The organism is gamma proteobacterium SS-5 (genome assembly GCA_009497875.2).
GTDB lineage: Bacteria > Pseudomonadota > Gammaproteobacteria > Chromatiales > Chromatiaceae > Magnetovirga > Magnetovirga frankeli.
The window spans coordinates 23,966-39,414 of sequence record CP032508.2 but is presented as its reverse complement, the minus strand read 5'-3'; the positions used below and the strand labels follow the sequence as shown (position 1 = coordinate 39,414).

Annotated in this window: 9 protein-coding genes; 5 read left to right on the top strand and 4 right to left on the bottom strand. The window is 61.1% G+C overall.

Translation table 11 applies throughout. The features are described 5' to 3' along the window. Positions 1 to 85 precede the first annotated feature (85 nt). The 4 genes from D5125_05540 to D5125_05525 all read right to left on the bottom strand — a co-directional run bounded on the left by D5125_05540 (position 86) and on the right by D5125_05525 (position 5,009). Positions 86 to 1,003, bottom strand: coding sequence for a GNAT family N-acetyltransferase (locus D5125_05540; protein ID QFY88979.2), 918 nt, complete (start codon positions 1,001 to 1,003; stop codon positions 86 to 88). A 76-nt stretch (positions 1,004 to 1,079) separates the two neighbouring features. Next, on the bottom strand, positions 1,080 to 2,315 hold the full coding sequence (locus D5125_05535) for an ABC transporter ATP-binding protein (GenBank protein ID QFY88978.1): 1,236 nt from the start codon (positions 2,313 to 2,315) through the stop codon (positions 1,080 to 1,082). Beyond that, positions 2,305 to 3,132, bottom strand: a complete 828-nt coding sequence (locus tag D5125_05530) for an ABC transporter permease (GenBank protein ID QFY88977.1) — start codon at positions 3,130 to 3,132, stop codon at positions 2,305 to 2,307. The genes D5125_05535 and D5125_05530 overlap by 11 nt, the downstream gene beginning before the upstream one ends. 278 nt (positions 3,133 to 3,410) lie before the next feature. Next, on the bottom strand, positions 3,411 to 5,009 hold the full coding sequence (locus tag D5125_05525) for a hypothetical protein (GenBank protein ID QFY88976.1): 1,599 nt from the start codon (positions 5,007 to 5,009) through the stop codon (positions 3,411 to 3,413). Positions 5,010 to 5,219: 210 nt separating this feature from the next. Between D5125_05525 and D5125_05520 the strand changes: the two genes are divergently transcribed. From D5125_05520 to D5125_05500, 5 genes are all read left to right on the top strand, one after another. Then, the gene (locus D5125_05520) at positions 5,220 to 6,329 is read left to right on the top strand and encodes a hypothetical protein (GenBank protein QFY88975.1); all 1,110 of its coding nucleotides are present in this window, start codon (positions 5,220 to 5,222) and stop codon (positions 6,327 to 6,329) included. Positions 6,330 to 6,540: 211 nt separating this feature from the next. Beyond that, entirely contained in the window at positions 6,541 to 7,059 is a 519-nt protein-coding gene (locus D5125_05515) for a hypothetical protein (GenBank protein ID QFY88974.1), read from the top strand. A 303-nt stretch (positions 7,060 to 7,362) separates the two neighbouring features. Next, entirely contained in the window at positions 7,363 to 7,806 is a 444-nt protein-coding gene (locus D5125_05510; protein QFY88973.1) for a hypothetical protein, read from the top strand. Between the two features lie 925 nt (positions 7,807 to 8,731). Next, positions 8,732 to 12,367, top strand: a complete 3,636-nt coding sequence (locus tag D5125_05505; GenBank protein ID QFY88972.2) for a hypothetical protein — start codon at positions 8,732 to 8,734, stop codon at positions 12,365 to 12,367. Positions 12,368 to 13,319: 952 nt separating this feature from the next. Further along, entirely contained in the window at positions 13,320 to 15,449 is a 2,130-nt protein-coding gene (locus D5125_05500) for a sulfotransferase (protein QFY88971.2), read from the top strand.

Sequence of the window (15,449 nt, the reverse complement as noted above, 5' to 3'; positions counted from 1 at the left end):
AGGCCCACTATGCGCCTCAAAATCGTGAAAATTTGTTCTCGTTCTCCCACCTTGCTCGCTACGGGCACCTAAACCCGACAGGCCCCTAGAGAAAATCCGTATCCCCCGCCATCCACCAGGCGCTGCCGGCCAGAGACTCATCCGGACAAGCCGAGGCGGTAATCAGGGCCGTTGCAGACACCTTCTCCCTGTGCAGAAGCCCAGCAGAGCAAAGCCCGGCCAGTGCCTCCGGGCTTGCCACGAACTCAACCTGGGCAAGTCCGGCAGCATAGGCCAGCCGCTGCATGGCATTCTGGGTTGTTCTCAGCAAGTCCAAAGGCCCGACAAAGTCCAGCCACTTGAGGCTGTCCCCCTCGTTGCGCACAACGGCAATGGCCGACGGGCCGGGCCAGCGCCTGCTGATCTGAAAATAGCTGTAATCCACGGCCGGTCTTGCCGCGTAGCGCGACCGGATATGCCGTGCATCACGCACCCCTAAAATACCTTTCCGGTTCTGCCCCCGCATGGCCTGCCATGCCCGGTTTGCCAGGGTATCAAAATCGGCGGTGGAGGGCCTGATCTGCCTGATCTTCCAGACCCATGACCTCTGCCCTGATCTGGCCGGAAGGACAAGGCGGTCAAGCGTACCCACCTGCTGATAAAGCCCAAGCGTAACACCCAACCGCATGGCGCGTTCGTGGGTAAAGCCAAAGCAAACCGCATAGGGTTTATCCGCACCCACCCAGTGCTTGAAGAAAAAACGCGATACCTGAAAGAAGGCACCATGACGGGTGAACAGGCCCCTGGCCTGGGGTGCCACCATGAGGTCGCCAATCTGAATCGCCGACACCTCCCTGTCACGCCAAAGCAGCGTCCGGGGGATCCCCCCGTTATGGGCCAGTAGGTTGCCGTCCTCATCCCACAAACCCATGGCCCTGCCACCCAGCCCTTCCGGGCTGTATTTCCACTGCCACCAGCCCGCTGGTGGGGTCTCGGCAAAGACCCGGTGGAACAGCCCAATCACAGCATCCCTGTCTTCTGGTCCCACCGCTTTCAGTACATAGGTCCTACCCCCAATGCGGCACTCGCCCCTCTCCATATCAGGCCCTGCCGTGTTCCCAGTAATGGGGTAAGGCAACTACACCCTGGGTCACATCCTGCTGCCTGACTTCCAGACTCAGGCAATGGGGTGCCGCCTCATAGACATGCAGGCCACGTTCACAGGCAAGATAGGCGGTTACGGAGTAACTCCCCTTGAGCAGGGGCAGGTTCGGGAAATAAACCACGGCATGTCCCGTGCCATCCGCCTCACGCAGGTTCTCCTGTTCAGCGCCGAGGAGAATCACGCTGGTGATGCCCACCCCGGCGCGATTGGTTATGGCAAATGCAACCGTAGGGCAGGGCAATGCCGGGTCCGATGCAAAGTCCATGGAGAATCCCACGCTATCCAGACCAGACTCCACCTCTAAGCGCTTGCCCTTGTTACCATTGCAAAAACCCTCGATGCGACGGATTCGTGCCGTCCCCGCAGCCGTCTTGGACAACACCCTCCCCTCTTCGGCGTCAGCGTCCTTCTCCCCGCTCGAACGGGGTTCGCCCTGACTGAGGAAATCGTTGTATGCAACGGTCACCCGTTGTGTCTTATCCAGCATCTGCTGTCGCCCCTGCTCCAACCAGAGGGCCCGGTCGCACAGGGCATCGATCTGATACATGGAGTGAGAGCAGAACAAAATAGTGGCCCCCTTCTCCTTCAGCTGCATGATGCGGTCAAAAGACTTGCGGGCGAAGGCGCCGTCGCCCACCGACAGGGCCTCGTCGATGATCAGGATATCCGGGTCCACCGAGGTGGCCACGGCAAAGGCCAGGCGCACGAACATGCCGCTGGAGTAGGTCTTCACCGGCTGGTCGATGAAATCACCGATGCCGGCGAACTCGGCAATGGCCGGGTAGCGCCGCTCGATCTCCTGCTGCGACAGGCCCATGATGGCGGCATTGAGAAAGACGTTCTCGCGCCCGCTGAACTCGGGGTTGAAGCCCGCGCCCAGCTCCAGCAGGGCGGCGATGCGGCCCTGCACCTCAATCTCACCCTGGGTCGGGTTGAGGGTGCCGCACAGCAATTGCAGCAGGGTGGATTTGCCGGCCCCGTTACGGCCGATGATGCCGATCACCTCGCCCTTGCGCACCTCCAGGTCGATGCCCTGCAAGGCCCAGAACTCACGAAAATAACGGCGGCGGCCACGGGCGAGAAACTGTTTCAGCCGATCCTGCGGCCGGGCATAGATCTGATAGGCCTTGCCCAGATCACTGACCCGGATCTGAACCGGCTCAGAGGACATCGGCGAACCCCTTGCGGGTCTTTTCGAACCAGACGAAACCCAGCCAGGCGCAGACCAGGCCAAACAGCCAGTACAGGGCCAGGGCGCCAGGCTCAGGCACCTGGCCCTTGAGTATCAGGTTGCGGAAGGTCTCGATGGGAAAGGCCAGGGGGTTGAGCACCAACCATTGCTGCATACGCGGCGACAGATCACTGAGCGGATAAAACACCGGGCTGAGAAACAGCAGCGCGGTCTGCAACATGCCAACCAGCTGGCCAATATCGCGCACATAGGTACCCAGGCTGGCCAGAAACCAGGTCAGCCCCAGCAGAAACAGGCAAAACGGCAGCAGCAGCAGGGGCAGCAGCAGCACGGCCCAGCCGATGCCGCCGCCGAACAGGGCCTGAACGGTCAGCAGAATGGCCAGACTGACCAGAAAATGGGCCAGCGCCTGGAACACCGTTGACCAGGCGAGAATATCCAGGGGAAAGACCACGCGCTTGACGAAGTTGGTGTTTTCCAGGATCAGCCCCGGCGCCCGGCTGAAGGGCTCGGAAAACAGGCCAAACAGGCTCAGGCCGGCAAACAGGGACAGGGCAAAGCCCAGGGTGCCCGGCTCGCCCCCGGACCAGCGCACCTTGAGGATCAGGCCAAAGAAAAAGGTATAGAGCAGCAGCATGGCCAAGGGGTTGAGCAGGGACCAGAACAGCCCGAGAAAGGCCCCGCGATAACGGGACAACAGCCCCCGCCGACCGATCTGCCAGGCCAGATGGCGATGGCGGATGACCGAGACAAAGGGGGCCAGGGGGCCGGGCAGGGATGAGACAGGCGCGTTCATGGGGCCGCCATAATAGCGCGATCAGACCGCAACGACATCACCAATTGGTTTGCCGGTAGGAGCGGCCAAGGCCTATCCATAGGGCGGGCCGCGCCCGCCGTTCGAAGCACCACAATCGCGGCCAAGACCTATCCATAGGGCGGGCCGCGCCCGCCGTTCGAAGAGCCACAATCGCGGCCAAGGCCTATCCATAGGGCGGGCCACGCCCGCCGTTCGAAGAGCCACAATCGCGGCCAAGGCCGCTCCTACAGGTAGGGATTGCGGCGCCCTGGTTTCAACTACAGATACTCAACCCCAGTCGCCTGCAACCCGGTCAGGCCAATCTGCTGATTATTCTGATCCAACTCCGCCACGGCGGCCAGAAAACCCGCCTGACCGTAAACCCCGACCAGGCCGGTCAGGCTACTCAGGCTGGCCTGATCCGGCTCGCTCTTGAGCAGATTGACATAGGCCAGATAGGCGATATGAGTGTCAGTGTCCCCTCCAGCCAGACTGGCCACCAAGTCTATATCCAGCGCCACCTGGAAGAGTGTTTTTTGACTATAGCCCTGATCGAAGAAATCCAGAATATCCCCCACCACGGAGGGCGCGGCGATCAACCCCGGGGCCAGCACGCCGATAAACTGCAAGGCCTGAGCGGCCGCCTGCCCAGGTTGCAGGTCCAGGGCCAGCCTGGCATCGGAGAAATGGATGCGCTCGATGCCATCCAGCCGGTCGGTACCGTAGCGGGATTGCCGATCCTGGATGCTGAACAGGCCATCACCCAGGGCCGTCAGGCTGAACTCGCCCCGGCTGGCGGGAAACTCGATGCGATCCAGCCCGCTGGAGCCGATCAGGGTATCGTCCCCCGCGCTGGCGCTGAACACATCGTCCTGCCCCGGCTGGCCCTGGAATACCTGGCCGCCGCCGGACGAGGTGCCACTGCCGCTGACCAGGCCGCTCAGCTGGCCGAAGCTGTAGTCAGCCCCCCCGCTGAACTCGATGCGCTCGATGCTGCTGCTGATGACATGACGCACGGCCCCCGCCTCGGCCACCAGATCCCCGGAAACATCCCGCCAGGCATAGTCCTCGAAACTGCCGCCAAGGCTCAGGCTGTCATCACCACCGCCACCGTACCAGGCCGCGCTCTGGGCACCGGCGCTGAAGGCCTCATTGGCCGCCGTGCCGTAATAGTAGAGGGCATCGGCATCCACCCCGTAACCGCCGCCCAGGCCATCCAGGCCGTAAAGAAACACCAGGGCGGACAGATCATAGGGCTGAAAACCCGTCTTGTAGCCGCCGCCATCGGTGTAGGACATCACCGTATAATCGGTATTGTCCACCGCGCTGGGCAGGCGCACCGGGTCTTCAAAGGGGTGCTCCAACCCCAGGGCATGGCCGATCTCGTGCAGCAGGGTCTCATAGCCCTGCCCCCCTGCCGTGGGGTTGAGGTTGTAAGAGCCCCACTCCTCGCTGTCCAGAAACACCATGCGGCTGGCATCGTACTCGGTAATCCGGCCGCTGCCGTCATAGCGCCAGCCATCCGCCAGGCTGGTGATGCCGGAGGTAGAGGCCCCATTGATATCGCAGTAGCCAAACAGTATCTCGGCATCGGCAGAAGCGGTTTCGACAAAATTGATGCCAGTGACTTGAGCCGCATGGGCCATCAGCTCCCGCGCCGCGCTCTGCTGATAGGCATTGAAGGGGCTGGTGCTGCCGGAGCCTATGCCCCGCTCTTGTCCGGCATCCGAGCCGATGGTAAAGCTGTAATAGACCGTATTGGTGCTGCGGGAAACCTGCAAGGGATTGAGATCAGAGCGGCTCCCATCCCCACTGACCAGCGCATCGATCCAATTCGCGCCGGAATAGATCACTTGACTCAGCTCGGACACATACATTGGCAATCACCTCGCTTTGCACAGCCTTGGAAACTTCTATCCTCACTACTAAGGCCACTAGCCCCCATGTATTGACTTGTCCAAGGATACTCCAGCTGCTAGCATAAGCGCAGATTCTTTTCAAGATAGCCGGGCAAACCATCAACCGGCATCTCCACCAGTCACAACAGGGCCTGAATACTGGCCATTATTCCAAATGAGGAGCGTAGCATGACCCTATTTACCTACTGGCTTTCTGAATCAACCACGTCCACTAGTGGCAGCGACAGTGGGGGTGGCGACCCATCATTGGTCACCGGCACCGCCAGCGCCAACACCCTGATCGGCACCGACAAAAACGACACCATCTACGGTGGCGGCGGCAACGACACCCTCTCCGGCGGCTCCGGCAACGACATCCTGCTCGGCGAGGCCGGGAACGACAGCCTATCCGGCGGCGATGGCGACGACACCCTGGATGGCGGCACCGGCGCGGACACCATGGAAGGCGGGGCAGGGGCCGACACCTACTATGTCGATAACAGCGGCGACCAGGTGGTAGAGCAGGACAACAACCCCCCCGACAGCACCCAGGCACGGGTCGTCGTCAGCCTGGACATCGGCAGCACCATCGACAAGGTCTTCGCCAGCATCGACTACGCCCTGAGCACCTACGTCGAAAACCTCACCCTGACCAAGGCCGCCAAATACGCCACGGGCAATGAGCTGGACAACGAACTCATGGGCAATGCCGAAAACAACATCTTCACCGGGGGCGCGGGTAATGACACCATTGATGGGGGCGCGGGCATAGACACCGCGCTATTCACCGGCAACAGCTCTGACTACAGCCTTGACTGGCAATCCAGCGAACTGACCGTTAGCGGAGGTGCCGATGGCACCGACACCCTGAACAGCATCGAACGCCTGCATTTTGACGACAAAAAACTGGCCTTTGACCTGGGTTCAGATGAAAACCCGGCCCAGGCCCTGGCCTTCATCAACGTCCTGGCCCCGAGCCTGGTCGCGGACCAGGCCACCCGCGGCACCATCCTCAACCTGTTCGATCAGGGCAACGATATGTCCGACCTGTTCGATCTTGCTGTAGAAAAAGGCCTGGTGGCAAATCTCGCCGGCGGCAGCAGTAACCAGGCCGTTGCCGCCATGGCCTTCAGAAATCTACTGGGTTACGAGGCCGACCAGGCCACCCTGAACAGCCTGACGGACTACATAGCCGGCACCAGCCAAGCACAATTTCTCACCACGGTCGCCGGTCTGGATCACAACCTCCAGCAGATCGACCTCACCGGCCTGCAAACCAGCGGCATGGAATTCATCTGACCCACCCCGACCTACCACCTCCCCCCCCCACCGGTAGGAGCGGGCTTGCCCGCGAAGACAAGACCGCCGCCAGGGAGGGCAATCAACCCCTCCCCCACCGGGGGGAGGCTGGGAGGGGGGAGCGGCTGGCAAGGCGCAAGCCCCCCAACCCCTGGCACCCCACCCCCAACCCCGCTAAACTTCACCCAACACCCCAACCCGGACCACACCCATGAGCCTGGCTGCAGAAGACATCGACTACATCAAAACCCACATAGGCGAATGGCTGGCCGAGGTCTCCCTCGGCAAGCCCCCCGTAGTCTATGAAATCGAACTACGCGAACGCATGCTGCGTGTCGAAGAAGAACTCAAGCACCAGCGCGAGCTGATGAAACAAGGCTTCGACGCCATGGAAAAGCGCTTCGACGCCATGGAAAAGCGCTTCGAAGCCATGGACAAACGCTTTGAAGACATGCAATCACAAATGGACAAACGCTTCGAAGCCATGGACAAACGCTTTGAAGACATGCAATCACAAATGGACAAACGCTTCGAAGCCATGGACAAACGCTTCGAAGCCGTGGAAAAGCGCTTCGAAGCCATGGACAAACGCTTCGAAGCCGTACAACAGCAAATGGACCAACGCTTTCTCGACCTCAACAAGCGCCTCGACCGCTTCATGCTCTGGAGCCTAGGCCTCACCCTCAGCGCCAGCGGCCTGGTCATCGCCGCCCTCAAACTCTGGCCCTGACCCACACCTCCCCCCACCGGGAGAAGGCCGGGAGGGGGGTAGCCGCCAAAAAAGCAACCCCAAACCCACCCACCCAAGGCCGCCCCACCGGTAGGAGCGGGCTTGCCCGCGAAGACAAGACCGCCGCCAGGAGCAGGCTGGCCCAGCAACCCCACACACCCATCCCAATCGGCCAAACCCCTCCCCCCACCGGGGGGAGGTTGGGAGGGGGGAGCGGCTGGCAAGGCGCAAGCCCCCCAACCCCTGGCACCCCACCCCCAACCCCGCTAAACTTCACCCAACACCCCAACCCGGACCACACCCATGAGCCTGGCTGCAGAAGACATCGACTACATCAAAACCCACATAGGCGAATGGCTGGCCGAGGTCTCCCTCGGCAAGCCCCCCGTAGTCTATGAAATCGAACTACGCGAACGCATGCTGCGTGTCGAAGAAGAACTCAAGCACCAGCGCGAGCTGATGAAACAAGGCTTCGACGCCATGGAAAAGCGCTTCGAAGCCATGGACAAACGCTTCGAAGCCATGGACAAACGCTTCGAAGACATGCAAAAACAAATGGACAAACGCTTCGAAGCCGTGGAAAAGCGCTTCGAAGCCATGGACAAACGCTTCGAAGCCGTACAACAGCAAATGGACCAACGCTTTCTCGACCTCAACAAGCGCCTCGACCGCTTCATGCTCTGGAGCCTAGGCCTCACCCTCAGCGCCAGCGGCCTGGTCATCGCCGCCCTCAAACTCTGGCCCTGACCCACACCTCCCCCCACCGGGAGAAGGCCGGGAGGGGGGTAGCCGCCAAAAAAGCAACCCCCAACCCCATCCGCCCAAGGCCGCCCCCACCGGTAGGAGCGGGCTTGCCCGCGAAGACAAGACCACCGGCAGGAGCAGGCTGGCCCAGCAACCCCACACACCCATCCCAATCGGCCAAACCCCTCCCCCCACCGGGGGGAGGCCGGGAGGGGGTAGCCGCCAAAAAAGCAACCCCCAACCCCACCCACCCAAGGCCGCCCCCACCGGTAGGAGCGGGCTTGCCCGCGAAGACAAGACCACCGGCAGGAGCGGGCTTGCCCGCGAAGACAAGACCGCCGCCAGGGAGGGCAATCAACCCCTCCCCCCACCGGGAGAAGGCCGGGAGGGGGTAGCCGCCAAAAAAGCAACCCCCAACCCCACCCACCCAAGGCCGCCCCCACCGGTAGGAGCGGGCTTGCCCGCGAAGACAAGACCACCGGCAGGAGCAGGCTGGCCCAGCAACCCCACACAACCATCCCAATCGGCCAAACCCCTCCCCCACCGGGAGAAGGCAGGGAGGGGGGTGCCATAAAACCCCTACCCCCCACCCGGGGGGACGGGCTGGGAGGGGGGTGGCTGTCAGGGGGAGGTTGGCATGGGTCACCTGTCCCAAAAACACCACAAATCTCAAAAACACCAAATAAAAGCTTGAAACCCGGTCACAAACCCCCGTATCATCCGCAACTGCAAGTGGAATGGCCGAGTCACGTCGGGCAACTGGTGTGCGCAAGGGGCAACAAAAACCCCCCTGTGTGATGCCAGTCACAGGGATGCAGCCCAACCCAGCGTAGTCTTGCAACCTGGTTAATTGGCCACCTGGGCAAGGAAAGGTCAAACCACTACTGGCTTTCAATGCTTCCTTCACACTCTAACGGAGAGTTAACACATGGCACTTACTACCAACCAACTCGTTTACGGCATCATGGGCATGGCAGTCGGCGGCTACAAGACCGTCGTTGAAGACTACGTCACCGCCAATGGTACCGACGCAGCGGCCGCAGCCCTGCTCACCAAGACCGACATCAACCCGCAGGCCCCCCTGGGCGGCGACCTCTACGACAACGACACCTTCGCCGCCAAGCTCGTGGCCAGCATGTTCCCCGAGCTGGACGACGCCGACCAGGCCGCCCTGGCCACCTCGGTCGTCACCTACATGACCAACAACGGCCTCAGCCGTGGTGCCGTCGCTGTCGATCTGATCGAAGCCCTGGACAGCATCGAAAGCACCCATTCCGTGTTCGGTGCCTCCGCCGCCCGCTTTGACGCCGCCGTCGCGGCTGCCGATGCTTACGAAGGCGACGCCACCGACATCAACACCCTGCAAGACATCGTCGGCACCACCGGCAGCGATCGTGGTCAAAACTTCACCCTGCAACCGACCCCTGATGTCATCAAAGGCGGATCCGGATCTGACACCATCTTCGGTGTGGTTGACGATGCCGTAGCTGCACAAAACACGCTCACCGCAGCAGATGAAATCGACGGTGGAGCCGGTAACGACCTCATGACCGTGCTGCTGCGCTCGGACTATGATGGTGGCGCCACCATCGAAAACGTTGAAACCCTGCAGATCGGCTCCAACGATGCCGCTGTTCGCGCCTTCGACTACAACGTCAACCTGGGTGCCTATGAAGTCACCGGCGTTGAAACCGTTGTTTACGACCAGATCAACAACGGTGAGCAGCTGACCGTCAATAACATCACCCCCAGCGCCGAAGGCGGCGTGGCTCCCGCCCTGAAGTGGGACAACGAAGCCGGTTCTCGTGCTGGCACCATCGCCGCTACCTTCCGTGAAGCCACGGTCACCGGCACCACCAACCTGAGCGTCATCCTGGACGACGTCAACGCCATGAACGCCGGCGACGGCATCATGAACATTGGCGGCGGCGTAGAAACCGTCACCATTACCTCTCAGTCTCAGGGCACCACCACCAACACCCTGAACAACAGCGGTAATGCGGATACCGGATCCAATGCTGTAGGTGCGGATATTATTTCGGCTGGTAGTTTGACCAAGGTGGTTCTGCTGGGCTCCCAGGAAATTGGCAAAGCCGCAGGCGTGGTCACCGACACCACGGGTGCGCGCGCTGCATTCCTTGGTCGCACCGACCGCGCTGTCAATAACGACATGGGTTTGACCGCTGACTCCACCAACAATGCCACCGAATCCAACCTGCTTTCCGTGGGTTCTCGCGTGACGGAAGTAGATGCCTCAGGCATGACCGCCTCGGCCAACGTCCGTTTCGTCGCCAAGAACGACGGCTCCGCCACCAACGTCACCGTCACCGGTGGTTCGGCCAACGACTATGTCGAATTCGAACTGGGCAACATCAACGCCGATGGCGGCGCAGGCGATGACACCTTCGCCTTCATCAACAATCAGGGCAACAGCACCTTCGGCGAAGGCGACAGCATCGACGGTGGCGAAGGCGACGACACCATCCAGCTCGGTCTGAACGGCATCGGAACCTACAACATCTCCGAAACCGAACTGCGTAACAAGACCAGCATCGGCACCCTGGATCTGCGCGGCAATGCAACCAACCTGACTCTGTCCAGCGATTTCGTCGCCAATGCCGACACCGCCAACAGCATCGCCATCCGCACCGACAAGATCATTCAGTCCAGCGCTGACAACGCCGCCAACCCGACCGACGGTCCGACCAATAACCTGGAAGATGCGTCCACCCACACCATCGACATGACCATGCTGTCCTCCAATCAGGCGGTCAATTTCATGGGCGGCTCCGGCTCCGACCGCATCATCCTGGACGATGCCAGCTTCAACATCCTCAAGACCCTGGATGGCGGTTCACGCGAAGATCAGATTATCCCAGCCGGTGCTGATCGGTACGACACCCTGACCCTCACCACCAACGGTGAAAACGTGGTGATTGACAGTCAGGACCTGTCCAACGTCTCCAACTTCGAAGGCATGATCCTGACCAAGAACTCTGCGACGGCCGTCTACGACATCACGCTGACCCAGACCTTCGTCAACAACAACACCGAGTCGTCCAACAGCGGCAACACCGGCATCAACGACACCATTTTCCAGATCGGCACCACCAACGCGGCCAACCAGTCCGCGCTGTCCGCCGGCGATACCGTCGAGATCGATGTCAGCGACCTGCTGAACGCCACCGATACCGGCCGTGCTGCGGGCTTCACCACCCGCACCATCGACATCACCAGCCTGGAAAACGCGGGCGTCATCGTCACCTTTACCGGCAACACCGGCGCCCTGACGGCCGCTGCTGTGCGCCTCACGGGCGTTCTGGTGGCCAATGGGGCAGATGGCAATTTCGCCGACGTCACCCGCCAGTCGGGCGCCAAGGTGGATCCCAATGTCGTGGTCCTCGACACCACCACCGGTGTGGACGGCATCGACCTGAACGTGCTGGGTCGTGACGTGGAAGTGTCCCAAACCACCCTGCAGGCCTTTGACACCATCATCGGCACGGGCGCCACCACCAACAACGACATGAACTTCAACGGCGCCGTCACCACGCTGATGATCGACAGCAGCGCGGGTCAGCCCTTCGCCAATGTCACCAACCTCAACGCCATCAACCTGGACGACGAAGTCAACAGCGTCTACATCACCGATGACGGCATGTTCGCTGCGACTGGCCTGAACATCAGCGGCGGCGGCAAGACCGATAGCTTCGTCACCATCGGCGCCAACATCAATGGCTTCAGCACCACCGGCACCATCAGCGGCGGCGGCAAGACCGACTCCCTGACGGTGAATGCGGTCACTACGGGCCACAACCTGGGCCAACTGGTCGCCGATGTCGAGACCATCACCCTGAACGGTGCTGCGACCGAAGACCTCAGCGCCCAGTTTGGCGGCGGCGCTAGCGCCATCGTTGTCGGCGCCACCACCACCTCGCTGACCGTCAACAACAGCGGTACAGCCATGGCGGGGGTGAATCTCTCCGCCAATGTGCCGGCCACGGTGACCATCACCAATGATGATGATGTGGTCTTTGCTGCGGCTGCTTTCGATGGGGGTTTGACCAACCTCACGGTGGATGTTAGTGGCGACACCACGGGAGCTAGCGTGGATTTCTCGGCGGTAACCTCTCTGGTTGCACCAAGCACCACGGTCACCCTGGGCGCGGCCAACGGTGTTGCCGACAATGTCGATATCAATGCGGTATCCACCGTGACCAACATCGGCAATATCGTCACCATCGAGAACTTCGAGGCAGGCGCAGGTTTGGATACCATCACCACCTCGGTAGCTGGTCCTCTTAACGATGCCTTCATCGTCACCTTGGCCAGCACCACCGAAGCCAACTTCGTGGCCGATGTCAACACCGCGGTCTCGGGCCTTGCCTTCACCACGGACGCCGCTACTGACAACGACTTTGTCGTGGTTACGGTAAGCGGTGGCGCGATGGCCGGCACCTATGTGGTTATCGACTCGGATGGTAGTGACAGCGTTAACGCAGGCGACGAAGCCATCATGGTGGTCGGCATGACCGGTACCCTGACGGGCGCTGATTTCGCCTAATGCCTAAGAGGGCTGCGTTTTTCGATACGCCCTAACCCCCACAAGGGGTAACCCCTTCAAACCCCGCTTCTCACAAGGAGGCGGGGTTTTTTTATGTCCAAGGCGCGGCAACTGATGGTAGGCAATTTGTCACAGTGGTATGCTGGCTGTTGTATTAGATGAAAAAACAAAACGAAAAAACATAAAACATAAGGACAGTCCTTTCTTTGAGAGCTATAAGCGCCATAAGCCCGAGCCAGTATTCCAGCGTCCGCTCGGCAGTCGCCCTGAAGGGCGACCTACAACGCCAGGCCAGATGAAAGGGATTTTGCCCTGATCTCTGTGGGGTAGGTTGGCCTTCAGGCCGACAGGGGTTGCCGGTTGGCGTGGTCTGACCCTGCTCAGGGGCAGTCAAAGGGGCTTGAGCGGAAATTTCCTGATAACCAGCCATGCAAACCAGGGCATGAGGGCAACAGGGGGAGCGGACAATGGACGAGCATTTTATTTTTCCCCTTTTGCGAGGGGATTCTCTGTTGGCGCATGAGGGGCGCTTATACTGCGTGCGGTGCTTTCAGGAAGATAAACAGCCGCGCCAGGTCAGACCCACGCGCGAGCCCGGCCTGTATAACTGCCCGTCCTGTGGCAAGACGTATCGGGTTCCCGAGGATGGGCCAGATCGGCGCTAGCTTCCCTGTCGGCCCGGCCTAATGTCGCCCATAAGGGCGACCTGTTTATTCAGAAGGTGTGCGGGTAAAAGGGAGGACAATCAGCGCCATTTCGGTCAAAATACCCCTGCGAATCCGCGTTCAACGAGCCCCAAGACTCCATGCCCAAGCCGAAAAAGAGACAGAAAAAAACGGCGCTTCCGCCAACGCGCACAACGGCGGACCGGGGCATTCAAAACACATTGCGCCAGGCCGTTGCGTGCGCGCAGCGGCAGGACTTCGTCCAAGCCGAGACCCTGTGCCGGCGTGTGCTCACGCTCGATCCGAACAACGCCGCTGCCCATCAGGGGCTCGGTTTGGCGCTGTGGCGGCAGGAGCGGCCCGCCGAGGCCTTTCGCCATTACAAGCAGGCGCTGGAAAGCGCGCCCGGCCAGGGGCAGTATTGGCTGGGCTATATCGAGGTACTGATCAGCGCCGGCCTGTGGGACAGCGCCCGCAAGATTCTGCAGCAGGGCAAGGCCCATGGCTTGGCCGGCGCGCGACTACAGGAGCTGGAAGCGCGCATAGCCGCCATTCCGGACGAGACCAGGCTGCAGCCGTTGCGGCAGGCGGTGAATCAGGGGGATTATGCCCGCGCCAAACCCTTGGCCGAGGCGTTGATGCGCGAATGCCCCGAGCACGGCTTTGCCTACAAGATGTTGGGTGGCGTCGCGCTGGCCCAGGGCGACGATGCGGTGGCCCTGCCCTTGCTGCAAAAGGCCGCCCAATTGCTGCCGTTGGATGCCGAGAACCTTAACAATCTGGGTATTGCCCTGGGCCGGCAGGGGCAGGCGAACGAGGCCGTGGCCCAGTACCGCAAGGCGCTGGACCTGGTGCCGGATTTTGCTGCGGCCCATAACAATTTGGGCTCCGCCCTCAAGTATTTGTGCGCCAGGGACGAGTCTATACAGGCCTTCCGCACCGCGCTGAAGCTGCAGCCCGATTATCCCGACGCCCTGACCAATCTGGCCCAGGCGTGCCATGACGATGGCCGCCTGGATGAGGCGCGCGTGCATGTGCAGAACGCGCTCAGGCTGGATCCGGCCCACGCCAACGCCCATTTGGTGATGGGTAAACTGTTGGAGGAGCAAGAAGATTTCCCGGGCGCGCTGGATCATTACCAGCAGGCGGTGCGCCATCGTCCGAACCTGGCAGAGGCCCATCTGTATCTGGGTAATCTGTATAAGCAGTGGGAGAACCCCGCCGCCGCCGACGCCAGCTTTCGGCGGGCCTTGGAACTGGATCCGCACCAGTGCGATGCGCTGGTGGCCCTGGCGGATATGGTGCTGGACCGGGGGGAGTTCGCCCAGGCGCGGGAGATGCTGGAGCGCGCCTTGCAGATCAATCCCGGCTCGGTGGAGGCGACCGCTTTGCTGGCGCGGGTGCGCAAGATGACGCCAGAGGACAGCGCGTGGCGGGATGCGGCCTTGGCCTTGAGCAAGGGCTCATTGTCACTGCGCAGCCGGGCTACCCTGTTGTACGCGGTGGCGAAGTTTTTCGATGATGTGGCGGACTATGACCGCGCCTTTGAGCATCTGCATCAGGCCAATAGCTGCAAGAAACAATTGACGCCGCGCTATGACCGGGATAACCAGGAGCGGCTTGTCGGCTATTTGATCCAGCACTACCAAGCACCCATCATGGCCCTGCCGGGGGCCAGCGAGAGCGCGCGGCCGCTGTTTATCGTGGGTATGCCGCGTTCCGGCACCTCGTTGATGGAGCAGGTGCTTTCTTCGCATCCGGAGGTCTTTGGCGCGGGCGAGCTGCGTTTTTGGAATGATCAGATGAAGGCCCATAAGCTGGCCTATGTGCATAACCGCTATACGGACGCTGCGGTCGGCGCGTTGGTGTCGGGTTGCCTGGAGAATCTCGACCGGCATCATGCGCAGGCGCTGCGCGTGGTGGATAAGATGCCGGGGAATTTTCTGGCCCTGGGCATGATCCATAGAGTATTTCCTCAGGCACGCATACTTCATGCGATGCGCAACCCCATCGACACCTGTCTGTCGATCTATTTTCAGAACTTTAATTTGCAGCATACCTACGCCAATGACCTGGAGGATCTGGCCCATTATTGGCGACAGTATCACCGTTTGATAGCGCATTGGCGTCAGCTGCTGCCCCAGGAGGTTTTCTTGGATGTGCCCTATGAGGCGCTGATCGAGGATCAAGAGGGGTGGAGCCGCAGGATCATCGATTTCATCGGCCTGGATTGGGACGATCGCTGCCTGGAGTTTCACAAGACCAAGCGCAAGGTGGGTACCGCGAGTAATTGGCAGGCGCGTCAACCCATTTACAAGAGCAGCAAGGAGCGTTGGCGCAACTATGAGCAACATCTCGGCCCCTTGTTGCCCCTGGCGGAATGGTATGACCTGAGTTGGGTGCAAGCCAATGGGTGA